Consider the following 19,919-nt stretch of genomic DNA (forward strand, 5'->3'; position numbering starts at 1 on the left):
AAATGAATCAGTTTCTTTTAGAAAGAGGAAATGAACTTGTTACTAAAATCGGTGAGCATATTTTCATTTCAGGTGTCGCACTTCTTTTGGGGATTTTATTTGCAGTACCGATCGGGATTTTATTAACTAGAACTAAAAGGACAGCTGCCATCGTCATCGGCTTGACCAGTGCCTTACAGACTGTCCCTTCATTAGCCTTACTCGCATTGATGATTCCGATCTTTGGTGTCGGTAAAATTCCAGCGATTATCGCTTTGTTTATTTATTCATTACTCCCTATTTTAAGAAATACGTATATTGGGATCAAAGAAGTCAGTTCTGATTATAAAGATGCCGCCAAAGGGATGGGCATGACGAATGTACAATCGATTTTTATGGTCGAGTTGCCTATCGCAATGCCGACCATCATGGCGGGGATTCGTCTGGCTGCGGTGTATGTCATCGCTTGGGCAACACTTGCCTCTTACATCGGCGCAGGTGGTCTTGGAGACTTTATTTTCAGCGGATTAAATAATTATCAGCCAGATTTGATTTTTGCTGGAACCATTCCTGTTACTATTTTAGCTTTAGCGGCAGACTTGTTATTAGGTCTGTTAGAGAAGAAATTAACTCCTAAAGCATTGAAGGAGGCAGAATGATGAAACAAAAATTAAAATTATTACTCATAACGTTTTGTAGCGCTTTATTATTATCAGGTTGCTCTTTACCAGGACTAGCTTCTAACTCTGATGAGTCGACTATTTCCATTACAGGTGGAATTACCTCAGAAGCTCAAATATTAGCAAGCTTAGTTGCTGGGATGATCGAGCATTACACGGACGAAAAAACAACAATCATCAACAATTTAGCCACAACGACAATCAATCATCAAGCCATGATGAATGGCGATGCACAAATTTCAGCCGCCCGTTATACCGGGACTGATTTAACAACTACATTAAATTTAGAGCCGATCAAAGATCCTAAAAAAGCCTTTGATGTTGTACAATCTGAATTTCAAAAAAGATTTCAGCAAAAATGGTTTAACTCTTACGGATTTGCCAATACCTATGCATTTATGGTTACACAAGAAACCGCTAAAAAGTATAATCTAAAAACCATCAGTGACCTCAAAAAAGTCGGCGATCAATTAACAGCAGGTGTTGATACCTCTTGGATCGATCGTAAAGGTGATGGTTACAAAGGCTTTACAGAAACATATGGTTTTGACTTCAAGCGTGTTTTTCCGATGCAGATTGGTTTAGTTTATGATGCTGTTGCGGCGAACAAGATGGATGTCGTATTAGGTTATTCAACAGATGGCCGAATCGGCAGTTACGACCTTGTTATTTTAGAAGATGATCTTCATTTCTTCCCGCCTTATGATGCTTGTGCTGTTGTAACAGATGCCCTTTTAAATGAACATCCTGAATTGAATGATGTTCTAGCTAAGTTATCTGGACAAATTTCAACAGAAACAATGCAAAAATTAAATTATCAAGCGGACAACGATTTAATGGAACCTGCGACTGTAGCCGATAATTTCTTAAAAGAACACCATTTCTTCGAATCTGAAGGAGGTGGAAAATAATGCAGAATCTACAAGATATGAATTTACTGCAACAGTTTATTTATTACTTTGAACAAAACGGCAGCTACGTATTGAGCCAATTTGTCCGACATTTTCTGATTTCCATCTACGGTGTATTATTTGCCGCGATTGTTGGAATACCGATTGGAATTTTCATTGCCCGCAGAAGAAAAATGGCTGGCTGGGTCGTGAGTATCGCAAACTTGATTCAAACGGTCCCTTCATTGGCGATGCTTTCAATTTTAATGCTCGGTCTTGGACTTGGTGTCAATACAGTTATCGTTACCGTCTTTCTCTATTCTCTATTACCGATCATCAAAAATACGTATACTGGAATGATTCAGGTCGATCGAAATATTTTAGATGTGGGTAAAGGAATGGGTATGACAAAGTGGCAACGACTTTACATGGTGGAATTGCCACTGTCAGTTTCTGTGATCATGGCAGGGATTCGGAATGCTTTAGTTGTGGCGATCGGGATCACAGCCATTGGTGCTTTTGTAGGAGCAGGTGGTCTTGGTGATATCATTATTCGCGGAACCAATGCGACGGATGGTACAGCAATCATCCTTGTTGGGGCGTTACCGACTGCTTTGATGGCAATCATTACGGACTGGGTATTAGGCATAATCGAACGCCGCTTGGATCCAGCGAGTAAACATTCAACGAATTAAACAATAACAGCTTTTTTATCCATAAGAAGCGCTTCTCTTATAAGTAAATTAGATACTAAAAAAAACGACATTCACCTCTATTCTGCAGATTAATTGCCGAATAGAAGTGAATGTCTTTCCTTATTATTGGATAATAAAGCAAATTCTGTCATCTCAACTTTCTTACTTATGAAAACAAGACTATTTTTTGTTGATCAATTGAACGCCAAGAATAGTTGAGATAATCAGAGTAGTAATGATAAAAAGAGTTTTCGCTATCATATAGCCTGTCTCTAAGGGATTCCCATCAACAAGAATTTTATCAGGATTTAAACTAAATAGTAACGATATCAGTATTGATGCAAAAATAATGACATAACCAATCACTTTAACAAACTTTGTATTCATATATTGAAGTCCTTTCTGTTTACATTTTTTACTTAATAGTTAATTAAAGCAGTACCACCAATACTAAAAAACAATACTGATCCCATCTGTTTCCAACATCTCAACTCATAGCTTCATCTCAGTATTCATAAGCATTTATTGCTATTGCTGATTAATAAAACTTCCAATCCAATAAACAACTGGATACCCAAGCATAATCAATGACATCCCTTTAAGGACTAATGGAAAAGTCTGTTTTTTTATTTGTTGTTTAAAATAAGGTCGCAACACGTTTAAAGTAATCGGAAATAGTAACATCATCCCTAAGGTCAAAACCGGAGCCTGATTAAAATAAACGGCTACCAAAATTGAAACATAACTTAAACACGTTAACAGGATAAGCAATAAAACACTATTTTTCTTGCCAATATAATAGACAAGTGTCTTACGCCCATTTTTAATATCTTCCTCAAGATCACATGTATTATTTGCCAGTAAGTTATTAAACATACAGAAAAACATCGGCATAAAAGCCATCAGCATGCCCCAAAGTGAATGCAACGTTAAACTAGACGCCCCATAATTCGCCAAGTAAGCACTGATTATCGGAATCATAAAACCACTTAATACTGCTGGAATCGTCTCCGCTATTGGTAAACTATTGATCGGTCTTCTCCCATAAGAATAACCAAAACCAACATAATATCCTACAAGCCCCAAAATCAACACTAAGCCATCCGTACTAAAAACTAAAATAGCGCCAAAAAACAAAGAAATGAACAGAAAAAATAAAAAAATCCTTTTCACTGTTTTTAGAGAAAGGTTCCATTTACTAACTGTGCTCGTTTGTTTTTTATAATGATCATCTTTCGCATTTTGATAATCCATATAATTATTAAACACATTCATCGTGATATGATAAAGAAATAAGACAATTAAGAAAATAAGAATACGCCAATTGAAAAAACTTCCTTGAGCATAACTGCTATAAGCCATTCCCAATAAGACCAAAAACCAATCAAGCGGAGTTGTATAGATTTCTCCTAACTCCCATAAAATTTTAAGTGTCATTTCTGCTCCAATCTAAACCCTTTTTTATGAATAACTTACAAACGATTATACCTTCTTTCAAGATAGAAGAATAATATTACCCTCCTTCACAATGAAAAAGCTATAAGTTATCCAATAAACGAATAATCTTATAGCTTTAGTTTTACTTTTTCAAATGATAACTGTAGGTCGCAACGACAATATTTTCCCGCCAAGATAATTTTAGACGTAAACGTAAGCTCGTTTGATTATGCAAAATGTTTTGCCAGCGCCGATTCGGAACAAATTGAGGAATCAACACTGTCGTCGTATAATTTCGTTTCGCAGAATTTTTACTGACGATATCTACATATCGAAGAATTGGATTGGTGATCGACCGATAAGAAGAATGAACCACAGAGAAACGTATATCTGGAAAATGTTTTTTAAATTCTGTTTCAATTTCCTGTTCTTTTTCTTTGTTTTCGTCTAATGATACATGCATCGCAACTACATAGTCACCAATCGAACGAGCATAATTTACTGCCCCTACATTGGCTTGCGTTGCGTTTCCCACTAAAACAATAACAGTATTCCCATAAAATTTCTGCTGTTCCGCCGTTTCTTCCACACGCAATTGCTCCGCTACATTTTTGTAATGGGCATGGATGCTGTAAAAAACAAAAATCAAAACGGGCATTATAATAAAGAATGGCCAGATATCACCTAAGCGATACATGAATAAAATAACGATAATACCATACGAAATCAATGCTCCAATAATATTAGCAATCGATTTTGACAACCATTTGTTAGTCTCCTTCCGCCATTTAAGCACCATTCCTGTCTGAGATAAAGCAAATGGAATAAATACACCGATTGAATAAAGTGGAATTAATCGCTCCGTTGACCCTTGGAAAATCAATAACAAGACCACTGATCCAGCTGCCAAAGTCAAAATCCCATTTGAATAACCTAAACGATCCCCACGGTCCATATACATATGCGGCATAAACTTATCCTTCGCTAAATTATAGGCCAATACTGGAAAAGCCGAAAAACCTGTATTAGCAGCCACAGCTAAAATCAGCGCTGTCGTAAACTGCAGTACATAATAAAGAATATTTTGTCCGAAGACTGCTTTTCCAATTTGTGCTAATACTGTCACTTCTGTTTTAGGAACGATTCCATACCAATAGTTGATAAACGTGATTCCAACAAAGAAAAACCCTAAAATCGCAGCCATCAAAGTTAATGTTCCTGCCGCATTTTTTGCTCTAGGCTTTTTGAAAAAAGGCACCGCATTACTGATTGCTTCAACCCCAGTCAATGAAGAAGAACCAGAAGAAAAGGCTCGTAAAATCAAAGCAATCGTGATCCCTGGAACTACAGTGCCAGGGATTGCTGTAGCATGTAAGGGAACAGCTCCAGTAATAATTTTAAATAAGCCTGTTGCAATCAACAGAGTGATGACTGCAATAAAACTATACACAGGAAACATCAAAAAACTTGCAGACTCTCTTAGACCGCGTAAATTCATCAACATGATCAACAAAACAATCACGATCGAAATAGCTACTTGATGACCATACAAAGCAGGAACCGCTGAAATGATCGCCTCTGCTCCTGCAGAAACAGAAACCGCAACAGTCAACATATAATCCACTAGCAACGATCCGCCAGCCACTAACCCTGCATTCTTTCCTAAATTTTCACTGCTGACAACGTACGCTCCACCGCCATGAGGATAGGCATGGATGATTTGCCGATAAGATAACGTTAATGAAATAAGTAAAATAATAACAAAAGCAGCAATCGGCAATGAATACCATATAGCAGCAGCAGATAACGTAACAAGTACAACAACGATTTGTTCTGTACCATAAGCAATCGAAGATAATGCGTCTGATGATAATAAAGCTAACGCTGCAAATCGGCTTAATTTATGCTCATCATTATCAGTAGATTTTAAAGGTTTTCCGATAAACAATCGTTTTAAATAGTCCACTTGGTCAATCTCTCCTTCTCTGATTATTTCTCTTCTGTTTTCAGAAAAAAACATGCTTTTTCCATAAACAATCACATATGCTACGCTCATACATTACGATTGTCAATTATTTACCTGTTAAACTAGTTGAATATTCATTCCTTCCTCCTTTTTTATTAAAGAAACTCTCAGGGCTTTATTTTATCAAGCCCCTCTTTTCAGAAAAAAAGACAAGAACCACCTTATTGGCGGTTCTTGTCTTGACCTCTATTTTAATGTTTGCCACGTGCGATGTTCATCAAAGTAGCTCGCTTCTCTTTTCGCCAGTTCAACAACACTTTCCGGATAATTCAGTACATGTAATAACTGAATCGCATTTCTCGTCGTGGCTGGCCCTTGCTTTAAGAGATAATCAAACGTCACGCCTTGTTCTTTCGTTACTTGTTCTTCAAAATGAACATTATCGCATGACTCTTTTAAAATTTCTGTCAGCTCGATATCATGTGTGGCAACAAAAGCAAGCGATGGGTATTTTCCTAGCCAATGAATCATACTAGATGAGGCAGAGATTCGTTCGATGGTATTCGTTCCTTTTAATATTTCATCAATAAAGCATAGACAAGGCACTTTCGTTTCAGCAAGATCCAGCACTCGTTTAACAGATTTTGTTTCTGCCACAAAATAACTGTCTCCTTCAAAGATATCATCTTCAACTGCCATCGAGGTCAAGATATGACCAAATGGTAATTGGAACTTTGTAGCTAAGGCCGTGTGGATCGTCGCAGAAAGGATGCAGCTGATGGCTACACTCTTGACATAGGTTGACTTCCCTGAAGCATTAGAACCCGTTACAAGGGTGTTTTTAGTCCAATTCACCTCATTTGGCACAGGTGTTGCTAATAAAGGATGATATACTTCTGTTCCAGTCACCACAATTTCCTCTGAAAATATTGGTTGGCTCGTATCAGGCATTACCGTTCTAAAATTTAGCACAGCTGCTGCCACCTCTAATTCTCCAAGTAAACGCCACATTTCTTTCGCCTGCACTTCATAATTTGTTAGCTTCTTCAAAACAAAATTATACGAAATAAAAGGCAACATGAAAATCATTGCTAAATAATCAAACATCATTTCAGCCTCACTATTAGACTTCATTCTAAAAGAAATACCAAATTTCGTCATTGAGGCAAGAGGTTTAAGATTTTTCGTTAGTTCTTCTTGAAATGGGGTTTTTATCTTCTCTAATTTCTTTGCGCAAACGACCGTTTGCACCAAATACCCCATACAAATCAATTCTCGCTGTAATTTTTCCTTCTTTATCTGATAATAGATAACATTAAACAATATTGACCCTAAAAGTACTAAAACGGACAAAGTCATTGGGAACACTAGCACAAAAAGTAAAGCGGCAATCGGTAATAATCCGCAAAATAAATAAAATGTTGTATTTGGTAATTCCTGATTTCTTGTTTCGCTTAAATAACTTTCAACATGATTATGATCTTGTTTCCCCAAACAGGCAAACTGAAATTGAATTTCTTCTCGAATCGTTGGATTTTGTTTATAATAGTCGATCAATGTTTCTAAACGATCATGACTTTTTTCAGAGAAGTTAAAATTACGTAATCGTTGATATAAAGCTTCCGCTCCTACACTTGAATACGTGCCATTAATCCGTTCAAATAATATAAAGCCATCTAAATCATACCAAGTAATATCATCGATCTCACTGTCATAACTTCTGTATTTTTTAGCCTTACGCCAAGCTTCTTTTAAACTCTCTTCTTTATCAAAAAAACGTGCGCTAGGAAATGCTCCCCATTTACTTTTGACCATTGCTTTTAATTTTAAGCGATTATAAATTTCCATTACGATAATAATCAAAATAATCAGTCCAACAAATCCCAATACGATCAATTGAGCCTCCATCCAACATCCCCCTTTTTTCTTTCAGTATAGTTTTTTATAGCGTTCGTTACAAGAAAAAATTGACTTATCCCTTTTGAAACTCAAAAAACAGCTGAGGGCGAACTCTTTAAGTCCGCTCTCAGCTGTTTTTCCTATTGATAATACTCTCGATTTAGGCTCTCGTACTCATCTAAATGCCATTCTTGCTCTGAAGGCGTATCTTGATTTAGATACTCAAGTCTGATCGGTTTGGTATACTGAGCATTTGATGTCAACATATGGGAGATCGTTTCGTCCTGCATTTTTATAATATGTTTTAAACGGACTTTCTCTAACTTTAAATCCGTGATCTCTTCTTGTTGTAAATCTTTTTTCCCCAATAAACTCCTTAAAAATTGCTTGTCTCTGACAATAACTAGCGTTAACACAACGATTACTACAACCAGAAAATATAGTACCAATACTAAATTAGTATCCATTTTTATAATTCCTCCTAACACTCCATCCCTATGTTACCATGTTAGAAGTCTGGATTTTCTCATTTTTTTAGTAAAAATAACTACTTTTATATATTTTTTTGAGAAAAACAACCAAATTAATATAATTATTGTATAATTACCGATAGATTTAAAGTAAATAATTATGATCAAAGATTACTTCTACTGTATAATCACCAATTTTTCTGTACACCTGTTCTTGTAGGCGGATTTTTAGTTCTTGATCTGTTGCCTTAAAATGATTTGGCACAACTAAGTCAAATAAAATACGAGGCCTTCCACCATGATCTACTAACCGAATATCATGTCCTTTAAGATCTGGATTGATTCCTTTAATGATTTTCTTTAGTTCTTGGTGAATAAACTGTTGTCTTTGGTCATGTAAATTCACCGGATCAATATGGCAAACAAGATCCACACCTAATTGTTCTTTAAATTTCTTTTCGATCTCATCGATCGTTTCATGCGCTTGTGTTAAATCCCAGCGGTCATCAATTTCGATATGAACTGAAGCAAATGTTTTATTCGGTCCATATTGATGGATCAGTAAATCATGGTAGCCTACAATATCTGGAACAGAGGATAAATACAGCTTCATCTGATCGATTGCCGCTTGATCTGGACGCAATCCCATCAACTCATTCACAAATTCCCGAATCAACTGCAATCCGCTAAAAATAATATAACAAGCAATCAATAACCCTACAATTCCATCAATTTTCAGTCCTGTAAGCCCTTCGACTGTCGCTGAAACTAAAACAGCAATCGTTGTAAATACATCATTCAAACTATCTTTAGCCGTTGCAATTAAAGTGTTAGAATCAATTTTTTTAGCTACTCGTTTATAAAAAACACTTTGCCACACCTTAATTAAAATAGACAACAACAGCACGATCAAGATCACAGGAGTTACTTTGATACTCTGCGGATCTTTGATTCGGTCGATTGACGTCATAAAAAACTGAAACCCAACAAACGTAATCAACAATGAAACCAACATGCCGCTGATATATTCAAATCGTTCATGACCATATGGATGCTCTTCGTCTGCTGGTTTACCAGAAATATAAAATCCAACTAAGGTTAGAACTGATGACACCGTATCCGATAAATTATTCATCGCATCTGCCATGATCGACACACTACCAGAAATCAATCCAATCAATAGCTTACTTACAAAGAGCAGCAAGTTAGATAACAAGCCGACGATTCCGGCAAAAATCCCAAATGCTGTTCGAATATCTGAACTTTTTTGTTGTCTTTTTTCAAAACGCTCAATTAAAAAATTTATCATGATAACCCCTACCTCGTTTTTAGCATATCTTAAGACTATAAAATGATTTCAAGAGTTTGTATAGTGAAAAGCTACTTTTATTAGTGACTTTTTATTGTTTAGAATACCCCAAGTTGATTGATGGGCATTCTTCGTTTTTTTGTTAGGGGTACCTTGAAAGATGACGACACTCTCTTATCGTTTTTTTACTAGAATACACCACGTGGTATACCTAAATGGATTAATTTCCCAAAATTTTTCTACTTTTGAGACGTAGTTTACTACTTGTTCAGCTAATACAACTATTTCCCATTTATCCGTCGGAAAGAGTTTCTTGATTCCTTCCTCATCAAAATAATGGTGAATAATTCCTTTCTCTTTCCCTTCATTTAAAATAAATGTATTTTTTTCTATTTCTTCACCTTTGCCATATAAATCTGCCTTAGTTGACTTAATACTTCCTAAAAAATATCCGTTTGGAACAAGTGACTCATAGATACAATTTACCGCCTCTGTTATTTTCTTTACTGTATTATGCTGTAAAACATTCCAACTAAACACACCATGTAAAAATTCTTTCTGATTCCACGGGTAGTTCTCCATTGAGATGAGCCTATCTGTGTAAGTAATTTTATTTTCATCTAATTTTTTCTTGGTCAATTCAATTGCGTTACTAGAATTATCACTAATAAAAACAGTACAGTTCATTTGACCAAGAACAAGACTATGACGACCAGCTCCACAACCTAAATCCCAAACTTTTCTCTCTTGCTCTTTAGGGAATTCTTTTTTTAAAAGCTCTACAAATTTAATAACCTCAGGTTCAGGCATCATCTCAATATTCTTTTTATCATAAAATAACGTATTCCAATCTGCCATTTTTACGCCTCACTTTCTTCTCTATGTCCTCTTTCTTTTATACCACTAGTCAATTTCGATAGCAATTCAATCCTAATAACCTCTCATGTGGATTTCTTATATAAACCAAAATAATATAGAAAAAGTGAGCGGGACATAACTCTTCGAGTCATATCCCACTCACATGGAATTCAGGTAATGGTAGAATCAGACGTCCACCCTCTTAATGCTTTTCATCTTTAATGGAAGATACGACTCTCGTGAGAGACCTTCGCTAATTTCTTCGTTTTTTCCTCGATATAAGGATATAAGAAAATACCTAATCCGCAGAAGACGATCGCAATACCGCTTAGGATAATGATTGCCTTCCAAGCATTTGGCCAGTAAATTCCGCCAGCCGATTCTCTCAATAAATTCACTGCATGGGTAAATGGTAAAAACGGGTTAATAAATTGGAAAAATTTCCCAGATACCTGTATTGGGTAATTTCCCCCACCACCAGATATAGACAATACTAAGATAATGATCGCTGCACCTTTTCCGACATTACCGAAAAGCGCTACTAAAACATAGACCATCATCATAAAGGCAAAGGCGATCAATAGCGCAAACAAAACACTATAAAATGGTTGTCTGACATCTACACCTAATAAGAAATAATTCCCTAACGTAACAATCAGCGCTTGAGCCAAGCCCATTACTAAGAATGTTAACATTCTTGCAGAAAATTGTTCTCGTTTAGAAAATTTCCCACGATCTTTTTCATCTAAATAAAAATCAGTGGTTGCAACACTTGAAAATAAAACAGCTCCAACCCATAAACACAAGGCTGTATAAAATGGTGTGCTTGCTGATCCGTTATTCGCAATCGGATAAATTTTATTTTCAGAAACTTCAACTGGTTTAGCAAAGAAGTCACTTTCAGCATTAGCATCCAGTTTAAGCAGTTTTATCACTTGACCAAGGTCAACATCCTTTTCACCTTTTCGGATTGCTTCTGCTGCTTTGTGCAAGCCTGTCTTGATATTTGGCCAGTCATTTTGAACTAAGTCATTGGCTTTATCTAAAGCAGACTCCAAATCTGGCATTTTGTCATTGACTGTTTTTAAAGTATCTGTGATATTGTTTCTGATTCCTGGATAATCATTTTGAATGAAATTTGCAGCTAATCCAAGTTTATCTTCTATAACAGGTAACTCATTATTATACAGTTCAGCACCTTTGTTGATGCCATTTACAATCGTATCCATATGGCCATTCAATAAAACATTGGCATCGTGAACTTCTTGTTTGATTGCAGGTAACTCTGCTTGGTATTTTTCTAAGATGCCGATTGCATTTGAGACAGTCGCTTCTGTTGAGTTTAACAATGAAGCAAAATCAATTTGCTTCGCTTGGTTAAGCAAACCTTGAGCTGTGCTGATCGTTGCGATCAGTTTCGTTAAAATATCATTGACCATCGTTGAAACTGCATCGACATCAATACTTGATGCTGTAGCAGCAATTTCATTTGCTGCATTTTGAATGGCTTCTAAATCAGCATCAGTAATGGCATTTACATCTAAACTATCGACTTTAGATTTTAAAGCCGAAATCAAGTTGCTAACGGTTGTTAATTTATCAATAGTCGGCTGTAACTCTTGATTTCCAGCAGCTTCTTGGATTTGTGTCAAAGTTTGGATCAGTTGTTGAATGACTGCTTGCTGTTGTCCTAAACTAGTTGATAGCTGTTGTTTCAACATTTCGCGTTCATCTGGCGTCAAACGATTATCTCTCAATTGTTCAACAACAGATGCAACACTGGAACTGATTGTTCCAATTGCTTGTAAGGTCACTTTCATACTACTAGTGATACCAGGTAAAGCTTCTTGTAATTTTGCTGCCCCTTCACTTGTTGCTGTCGCTAATTGATCTGCTTGATTTCCAAGTTTTTCAATATCAGGAAGAGCGGTTTGAACTTGCTGAATGATCGTTAAGCCTTGTTTGGCTTCATTGATTCCTTCGTTCATTGTTTGTTCAACTGAAGCAAAATCTTCATCGATCATTGCCAATTGTTTACCGGCATTTTGAATTTCCGGAATTTTTTGTTGTAATGTTAAAATAACTTTGGCTTGTTCTTTGATCGTTGGCATCTTACTATTTAAATCAACTAATTTAGCCCCTAATGCATCCACTTCGGGCAAGTATTCAACAAATTCATTGGCTTTCGCTAATTTTGTTTTCAATTCTGGCATCTTGCCATGCAATGCTACGACTTCTTGTGTGTACTTATCGATTTGCGCAATATTTTCATCTGTTGAAAGGATCATATTTTTCACTTTTGTAATGCTGACTAAATTAGAATCTAAATTATAGCCAATATCATTAAACACACTAACCAAGGTACCACTAGCTGTCTTAGTAAATTCATCTGTGATTTGGGCTTGTAAAGAAGAGGCCCCTTTCTCTGCAATCTTCGGTGCAATCGCATTGATTTTCTCATTGATCGAATAGTCTATTTTAGGCTTAGTGATTTCTCCTGTCGTGAAACTTAATAAGTCTTTAGAAAAATCTTTTGGCAGATAAATACCAGCATAATATTTACCTGATCTTACTCCTTTGTCTAATTCCTGTTTAGAGTCAACAAACCGCCAACCCAATTGTTTGTTTTCATGGAGGTTTTTCAGGACTTCCTCACCAATATTCACTTTTTTGTCTTTGAATGTTGCTGCTTGGTCATCGCTATATACCGCAATCGGCAGCTCTCCTGTGTTTGCATAAGGATCCCACAATGCTTTAATATTGAACCATGCATAAAGTGATGGAATAATCATCAGTGCAATAATCAAAAATGTAGCGATCGGGTTTTTAAAAATGCGTTGCCAATCTAATTTAAATAACTTCAATGTATTTTTTATGTGTTTCATCCTGCTCACCTACTCTTTTTAATGACTGATTTACTTTAGCATAATCGTTTTATCAATAACAAATGAAAAATCCATTTTTTGTCTATTTCTACGACAGGTTTCTGAAATTGTCGTAGAGATTTCCTCTATGTATTTATTTATACAACTTAAATAACCTATTTTCCCAACTTTTCCTCTATTGTTATGAAACTTTCTGACACCTAAAAAAAGACAAACTCATCCAAATGAATCAGCTTGCCTTTAGTTTTTTACTGCTTATAGTTTTCCTGAAAACTCTGATACCACTTTTTTCACTTCATTTACTGAATCAGGATCTAAGTAAGAAAGCGCTCTAGGAACCACACTCATAAGATACATCTTATCAAGCTTATCCGTTGATCTTCTTTCCATCAATTCCGCCAGCAAATGTTTCATGTCTTCTTGGTGATCAGCTTTAGTCCGATCCATAATGAAGTCATAAAATTTCTTTTCGTCTGCTTTCATCGATTATGCCTCCTAGAATTTTATTCTATTATAAACTTAAATAATAATAAGGAGAAGCAATTTGCTTTTTTTATAAAATAAAGCAATAACAAACTATCTTTGTCTAGCCGTTTCAAGAAATATCAATAAAAACTTTATTTGCTCATTTATTATTTTACATTCATTCCTATGTCTAAGCCACAATACAATAACGTTCGTTATACTATAATCACACTTTATACTTTTCAATTAAAAACTCATATGCTGCACGGCTAATAATCCCCATCGGTTGATTGATCCCTGGATTAAAGTAAAAATCCATCGTGACTAATTCTTCCAATGTTGTTTCTTTGTCAATTGCTAATGATAAGGTGTTGATTGATTGCGTAATATCTTTTTCAGACATCAACTGGCCGCCAATTAATTTGTGTGATCCCTTCTCGAAGACCATTTTGATATGTACTTCTTCTTGTAATGCAAGGTATGGTAATTGACATGGTAATGTTAAAAAGATACTTTCAACTTCTATTCCTTCAAACTTAGCTTCAATTTCTGTTAAACCGGTACTGGCAACATAACTATTGAAAATTTTTGTTGCAGTTGTTTTTTGTGTCATATTGTATTTCATCGGATGTCCTAAGACATTCATTGCCGCAACTGTTGCACTTCGTACGACATTATTCACTAAAGGGATGAACGACTTGCGATAACTATTACGAACAGGATAAGAAATAACATCACCTAAAGCAAAAATATTTGGATCACTTGTTTGCATATGATCATTAACACGAACGGTTCCGTTTGCATTCAAATCTAAAAAATCTTTGACTAATGTGGTATCTGGACGAGCATTAACTGCCACGATCACGTAATCATTTCTAATTTCTTCATTCGTTGTTCTAGTGATAAATAGGTCTTCATCGATATCTGAAAATCCAATAACACTCTCATTCAAATGGAGATTTATTCCAGAATCTCGAATTTTTTGTTCAATTAATAAGGATATTTCCTTATCTAAATAACGAAAAAGAACGGAGTCAGCACTTTCAATTAAATGAATTTCTTTTCCTTGGTCTTTCAAAGCATCACAAAGCTCTACACCAATGTATCCACCTCCAACGATTGAGATAGATTGGGACTGCTCTAATTTTTCTAAAGCCTCTACAGAACTTGGATAGCTTTTAAATACAGTTACTTTATCTTTACTTGGCAATGTCAAATTCGTTGAAAATTGATTTGATCCCGTTGCAAGTATTAATTTGTCATAACCTATTTCCTTTATTTTATTATTAGCATCCTCATAGATAATTGTTTTTTTATCTGAATTTATGGTAGTAACTGTAGCATTGAGTAAAACATCTACACCCATTTTATTCAATTCTCCCGATGTAAGATATCTCACTTTATCTAATTCATCGACTAATTGATTCATTCTCAATATGATTCCACTTGATACATAACTGATTTCACTTCTTTTTTCAATTAGAATAACCTCAGTTTGAGGATTTAATTTCTTTAATGTTAACGCAGCCTGAAGCCCACCATGTGAGGCTCCTATGATGATTACTTTCACTAAGGTTCTTCTCCTTCCAATCTAATAAACTTCATTCTATTCGATAAATATGAACTACACTCTAATCCATTATATATATAATTTCATTTTTTTTATATAATAATAAACAGTAAATTTCTTTTTATAAGTTGCGTATTGCCATTTTGTTATGAATCAAGTATCCTTAAAGTGAGGTGTCTATTATGCTAAAACGAGATTTTTTAGAAAAGCCCTTCGATTATATGAATGATATACTATTATTTTTATACAACAATCAAGGCAAAGCGACAAAAAATGAGCTAGTCAATGAATTTCAAATTAGCTTACCAACATTAAATGAATATTTGTCTTTTTTACAAAGTTTTCTTGAAGAAAATCAGGTAAACGAATACGTAGAAATAACATTAAAAGGTGAAAATATTTCATTAAAAAAGCAACCAACTTTTCCATTAAAGAAAGTTGTTGTCCTTTTTTTGGAAAAATCAATTAAATTTCAAATGGTCAATCAGTTATTTACAAAAGGCGAACTGACATGTGATTATTTTCAGTTGAATTATGCAATCAGTTCTGCAACTTATTATCGTAAAATCACTGAACTCAATGACCTTTTAAAGGAATTCCGCCTGCAAATCAAACGAGGCAAACTCATCGGAGAAGAAAAACAAATTCGCTATTTTTTCTTTAGCTTCTTTTGGTTTCTTTTTGAAGATAAATCAAGTTTGGAAAAAGAGACAGCTAATCAATATCTTGGTTTTGTAGATATTTTGAAAGACTCTCTTAATCTAGTATTTGATCCAACTGAAGTGTTGCAAATTAAATTGTGGATGAAAATATCTTTCAGGCGACTGACCACTGAATACAATCCTGTCATCAGCCCAAACTATGATTATCCCGATCGTCCGCTATTTGAAGAAATCAATTTGGCCTTACATACATATATGAAAAAAATCGACCGTCCATATACTATTTATGAAGCTTACATGTTTTACGACTTTTTTTGTTCCATGCATAATTTTTCTCCCAACTCTTCTTTTGCTTTTAGATTGGCCGAAAAACAACGCAGGGAAAGTTCTTACTTAAACTATATGAATAAAGTTATCTTAAAATATCTGAAACAACAGGGATATTTATCGAGCTATGCTTCGTCTGCCCGATTATTGTATATTGAAAACCTCTTGTTCCAGCTTCATTCCCAACTGTATTATTTTGATGGTTTTATCTTAGCTTTTGATAGCTGGACCGTAAAATCTATTGTCAATGCTCACCGTCATCCATTTTCTGGCAATGAGGTTTTTGAGTTGATGGATATTGCAACTAAGAAATTTGATCAAGATGGTGAAAAAGGAAGTTATAAAAATAAATTCACTGAAATTCACTATACGATCATCTTAAACCATATTGCTGAATTGAATGAAGAAAAAATCGCAATTGGTGTCTATCATTCATTGAATCCTTCTATTGGTGAATTAGTTATTCAGCATTTAACAAATGTTTTAGGACACAAATACCCAATCAAAGCAGAAGCTTTCAAGGAAGAAAGCCATTATGATATTTTACTCTCTAACATTTATAGTGAGGTCATATCTGAAAAACAAGAATTAGTCTATATCTTTTCAGATATTGGTAACAGTTACGATATGACTGAAATTGAAAAACTGATCATTCAGTTGATTGACACAAGATAAAATATTTGTTGTTACATCTACTACTAATTGAAATTATAGCAGAGAATACCGTCTTGATGTTCTCCATTTTCTTGACAACTATTAAATTTAATGAGAATAATCACAAATTCGGGCAAAATATTTTCTTTTTTGATTTACTATTATTTTTATAATTTTCACAAAAAATAATGTTTTTTATGTTTATTCATAAAAATAAAAAAAACGATATAAATTTATCGTTTTTTTATTTTATCCATCCAATATTATCGAACGGAGCAAATCTAAAGGAGACGACTCCCTCAATAGCCTGACCGTCAACTAATCCAAAAGCTCTACTATCACTAGAATTATTTCGATTATCTCCCAGTACAAAATAATGTCCTTTGGGAATTTTTTTCAATTGTGACATTTGATCTAAACAATCCTCTGACACATTTACTTTGATCGTCCCATCAGGAAGTTCATTCGCAGCAGATAGTTCTGACACCTTTGGTAATGATTCTGCTTGATGATTGATAAATAAGTCACTGCCTTCTGTCCAAACCAAGTCTCCCGGCATGCCTATGATTCGTTTTACATATTGGAAATCACTTTTGACTGGTGGTTTAAAGGTGATGATTTCGTATCTTTTTGGTTCTTTTGTTCGTCGAACAATGACCCGATCTTTGTTTAATAAAGTTGGACTCATCGAATCCCCATCAACCATATGAGGAGAGGTATTTAAGATAAAGAAAAACACAAAGACTGCAAATAATACAACTGGCAGCATGAATTTAACGATTTCAACAATGTTTTCTTTTCTTTTTTTCTTTTTTCTTCTCTCGAATTCTTCTTTAGTTATTTTTTTCTTTTTTCTTTTTTTATTCGTTGGTGCGTTTTTTCTGTCTAGCGCTTCTTTGGGTCTTAGCTTGTCTCTTGCTGCTTCTTTTGCAAGTTCGCTTCGCTCTCTAGACTTAAGCTGTTTCTTTCTTTGTTCAGAATTTGGGTGTTTTCTGTTTCTATTTTTAGCTCTATTTTTTGGCTTTTTATTTTTGTTGAATTTTCTTTTTAGTTGGCGTTTTAGTCGTTCAAAACGTTCTCTTATCTCATCCATGATACACCTCAATCATACCGATTAATACTCTTAATTAAGAATAACAGACTGCCGTGTATTTTTCCATATAAAACTAGCTAGTCGTAAAAAGTACCGCACGACTTCACTTCTCAACTAATGAACTTGCTCTTTGTTACCGACTAGTTTCAGCGTCTCTTAATTCTTTTGCTGTGATAATGTTCTTACATTCAAAAAAGTGAGCGGGGCAAAACTCTAAAAGTTTTACTCCACCCACCTAAAATTCAATCCCTACTTTTTTATTCCTCAAGTAATACTGTTAGACTATCACTCAAACACTAATTCTTGCCCTTCGACAATCACACTATTGCTAAGCTGATTTCTGTTCATTAATGCTTGGATCGATAACCCAGAATCTTGAGCGATTTCCCATAAAGTCTGACCTTTTTTTACAACGTAGACCTCTTTAGGTACCTCTTTTTCTTGTTTTTCAGTAATCGTATTTTCTGTTGTTGCTTTCTGTTGATCTGATTCTGGAGTTGAAGGAGTTGGAGTAGGTGTTGCTATCGGTGCTTCACCTGCAGTTTCTGGTGTTGCTACCGATCCACCTACAGATGCTCCTAAGACCAAAGAACTAGACATAAAGTATATAGCAGTACTAAACAATATTGCAGAAAAAATCAACAGTATAGTGTATGTTTTATTGATTCGTTTTTTCATATTGTTCTTCCCTTCATTTGTTCTATGATTAATTAGTTTCCAGATTTATCTAAACGTGACAATTTACTTAAACGTTCTTCTAACTCACGATAAATCGTCATTACCTCGTTCTTAGATTCTTCTACTTCATTAGAAATATTTTTCGCACGGTTTCCAATATTTAGCATTTCAAGTTCAGCTGAGTTGACCATATGTTTTGCTTCAACTTGCGCTTCACTGATAATACGATTTGCTTCTTTCTTAGCAGAAACCATTACTTCACCGATTTCTTGTTGTGATTTCAATGCTTCTTCTTGTAATGATTGATTTTTCAATAATAGATCGTTGATTTGTTGTTTAGCTTGTAACAATTCTGCTAACTGATTTCCTGTAGCTTCGCCAGTTGCAGACATGCTGCGCATTGTTTCAAGTTCAGCATTTAAGTTTTCTAGTTCTTCTTCTTTTTCTTTGTAGATACTTCTCAAACCAGCTAATTCAGATTCAAATACATTCTTTTGAATAGAATATTTATCATTTAGCCCTTGGATACGGCCTAGATTTGTTTCTAGCTCACTTTTTTCTTTTAGAACTGTTTCTAATTCTTTTTTCAATTCGTCAACACGACTGTTATCGACAGAAACATCACTAGTTGTTGCTAAAGTAATTTCTTTGTCTTTTAAGTCTTGGTTTTCTTGTTGTAGGCGGCGCATTTGCTCTTGAAGATCAGCAAGTTTTTGTGTTAATTCTTGATTTTCTTTATCAGTAGTTTGAAGTTTTTCATTCAATGATTCTAATTCCATCTTCACCGTCTCCAATGCTTCTTGTTTTTCTCCGATTGTTCCTCGGGCAGCTAAATCAGCTTGTAATTGTTGTATTTCTTTCTCTTTTTCGAGAATTTGTGTTTCCAAAGCTTTGTCTTTTTCAACAAGCGCTGTCTCAAGATAAGCAATTTGTTCTTGCCCACTGATATTTTCTTTCTTCAATTCTGCAATTTGTGCATTTAAACGATTGATTTCTTCTGAAGAATCAGCAGATTCTGTCGCATCTTCTAATTCAAAAAGTTCTGTTTCTTTTTGGTTAAGTTGTGTGGCTAACTCATCATTCTTTTCTTTTAATAATTCAAGTTCATCTTGATTGCTTTCAACTTTAAGGACTAATTGTTTATTTTGTTGAGATAAACGGAAGTTCTCTTCTTTGTTTTGTTCAAATTCAGCTTCTTGCATTCTATATTCTTCGATCAATTCTCTTAATCGTGTGATCTCTTGCTCTTGTTCAGCTAATAAATTGCTATTATTTGTTGTTATAGGAGCAGGTCGTTGTTCACTTTCCGAATTAAAGTCTACATCTTGTGTTAATTCCTCTTCGGAAACCTCGTTAATTTTCTTAATTAACCGTCTCTTTGCCATGTGTTTTACACCCCATC

17 protein-coding genes are annotated in these 19,919 nt (G+C 34.8%); 4 read left to right on the top strand and 13 right to left on the bottom strand.

Features of this window, described 5'->3' with window-relative positions; all coding sequences use genetic code 11:
* Positions 1-2 precede the first annotated feature (2 nt).
* From A5821_RS08805 to A5821_RS08815, 3 genes are read left to right on the top strand one after another with little or no spacing between them, the layout of a single operon-like run.
* Complete coding sequence (locus tag A5821_RS08805; protein WP_010762608.1) at positions 3-638, top strand: ABC transporter permease; 636 nt, start codon at positions 3-5, stop codon at positions 636-638.
* A complete protein-coding gene (locus A5821_RS08810; protein ID WP_170922982.1) occupies positions 635-1,570 on the top strand; it encodes an osmoprotectant ABC transporter substrate-binding protein in 936 nt (311 codons plus the stop codon). The genes A5821_RS08805 and A5821_RS08810 overlap by 4 nt, the downstream gene beginning before the upstream one ends.
* Complete coding sequence (locus A5821_RS08815) at positions 1,570-2,244, top strand: ABC transporter permease (protein WP_010771082.1); 675 nt, start codon at positions 1,570-1,572, stop codon at positions 2,242-2,244. The genes A5821_RS08810 and A5821_RS08815 overlap by 1 nt, the downstream gene beginning before the upstream one ends.
* A gap of 180 nt (positions 2,245-2,424) precedes the next feature.
* Here the strand turns inward: A5821_RS08815 and A5821_RS08820 are convergent, their stop codons facing one another.
* From A5821_RS08820 to A5821_RS08865, 10 genes are all read right to left on the bottom strand, one after another.
* A complete protein-coding gene (locus tag A5821_RS08820; protein WP_086314174.1) occupies positions 2,425-2,631 on the bottom strand; it encodes a hypothetical protein in 207 nt (68 codons plus the stop codon).
* Between the two features lie 141 nt (positions 2,632-2,772).
* Complete coding sequence (locus tag A5821_RS08825; RefSeq protein ID WP_086314175.1) at positions 2,773-3,681, bottom strand: prenyltransferase; 909 nt, start codon at positions 3,679-3,681, stop codon at positions 2,773-2,775.
* A gap of 142 nt (positions 3,682-3,823) precedes the next feature.
* Positions 3,824-5,647 (bottom strand): amino acid permease, encoded by a 1,824-nt coding sequence (locus A5821_RS08830; protein WP_086314334.1) that lies wholly within the window; start codon positions 5,645-5,647, stop codon positions 3,824-3,826.
* Between the two features lie 246 nt (positions 5,648-5,893).
* Positions 5,894-7,555 (bottom strand): MutS-related protein, encoded by a 1,662-nt coding sequence (locus tag A5821_RS08835; protein ID WP_086314176.1) that lies wholly within the window; start codon positions 7,553-7,555, stop codon positions 5,894-5,896.
* Positions 7,556-7,686: 131 nt separating this feature from the next.
* A complete protein-coding gene (locus A5821_RS08840; protein ID WP_086314177.1) occupies positions 7,687-8,013 on the bottom strand; it encodes a hypothetical protein in 327 nt (108 codons plus the stop codon).
* Between the two features lie 148 nt (positions 8,014-8,161).
* Positions 8,162-9,325: a cation diffusion facilitator family transporter gene (locus tag A5821_RS08845; protein ID WP_170922983.1), complete on the bottom strand. Its 1,164-nt coding sequence runs from the start codon at positions 9,323-9,325 to the stop codon at positions 8,162-8,164.
* Positions 9,326-9,499: 174 nt separating this feature from the next.
* Positions 9,500-10,183: a class I SAM-dependent methyltransferase gene (locus A5821_RS08850; RefSeq protein WP_086314179.1), complete on the bottom strand. Its 684-nt coding sequence runs from the start codon at positions 10,181-10,183 to the stop codon at positions 9,500-9,502.
* A 218-nt stretch (positions 10,184-10,401) separates the two neighbouring features.
* A complete protein-coding gene (locus tag A5821_RS08855) occupies positions 10,402-13,068 on the bottom strand; it encodes a YhgE/Pip domain-containing protein (RefSeq protein WP_086314180.1) in 2,667 nt (888 codons plus the stop codon).
* A gap of 255 nt (positions 13,069-13,323) precedes the next feature.
* The gene (locus A5821_RS08860) at positions 13,324-13,551 is read right to left on the bottom strand and encodes a hypothetical protein (protein WP_086314181.1); all 228 of its coding nucleotides are present in this window, start codon (positions 13,549-13,551) and stop codon (positions 13,324-13,326) included.
* A 208-nt stretch (positions 13,552-13,759) separates the two neighbouring features.
* Positions 13,760-15,103 (bottom strand): FAD-dependent oxidoreductase, encoded by a 1,344-nt coding sequence (locus tag A5821_RS08865; protein WP_086314182.1) that lies wholly within the window; start codon positions 15,101-15,103, stop codon positions 13,760-13,762.
* 182 nt (positions 15,104-15,285) lie between these two features.
* Here A5821_RS08865 and A5821_RS08870 point away from each other — a divergent pair, with 182 nt between their 5' ends.
* Positions 15,286-16,767 (top strand): helix-turn-helix domain-containing protein, encoded by a 1,482-nt coding sequence (locus A5821_RS08870; RefSeq protein WP_086314183.1) that lies wholly within the window; start codon positions 15,286-15,288, stop codon positions 16,765-16,767.
* A gap of 223 nt (positions 16,768-16,990) precedes the next feature.
* Here A5821_RS08870 and lepB read toward each other — a convergent pair whose 3' ends face one another.
* From lepB to A5821_RS08885, 3 genes are all read right to left on the bottom strand, one after another.
* On the bottom strand, positions 16,991-17,839 hold the full coding sequence (lepB, locus tag A5821_RS08875) for a signal peptidase I (RefSeq protein ID WP_086314184.1): 849 nt from the start codon (positions 17,837-17,839) through the stop codon (positions 16,991-16,993).
* Positions 17,840-18,124: 285 nt separating this feature from the next.
* Positions 18,125-18,517: a LysM peptidoglycan-binding domain-containing protein gene (locus tag A5821_RS08880; RefSeq protein ID WP_086314185.1), complete on the bottom strand. Its 393-nt coding sequence runs from the start codon at positions 18,515-18,517 to the stop codon at positions 18,125-18,127.
* A gap of 32 nt (positions 18,518-18,549) precedes the next feature.
* Complete coding sequence (locus tag A5821_RS08885) at positions 18,550-19,902, bottom strand: hypothetical protein (protein WP_086314186.1); 1,353 nt, start codon at positions 19,900-19,902, stop codon at positions 18,550-18,552.
* Between the last annotated feature and the right edge of the window lie 17 nt (positions 19,903-19,919).

The sequence above is a fragment of the Enterococcus sp. 7F3_DIV0205 genome (genome assembly GCF_002141365.2).
Classification (GTDB): domain Bacteria; phylum Bacillota; class Bacilli; order Lactobacillales; family Enterococcaceae; genus Enterococcus_L; species Enterococcus_L palustris.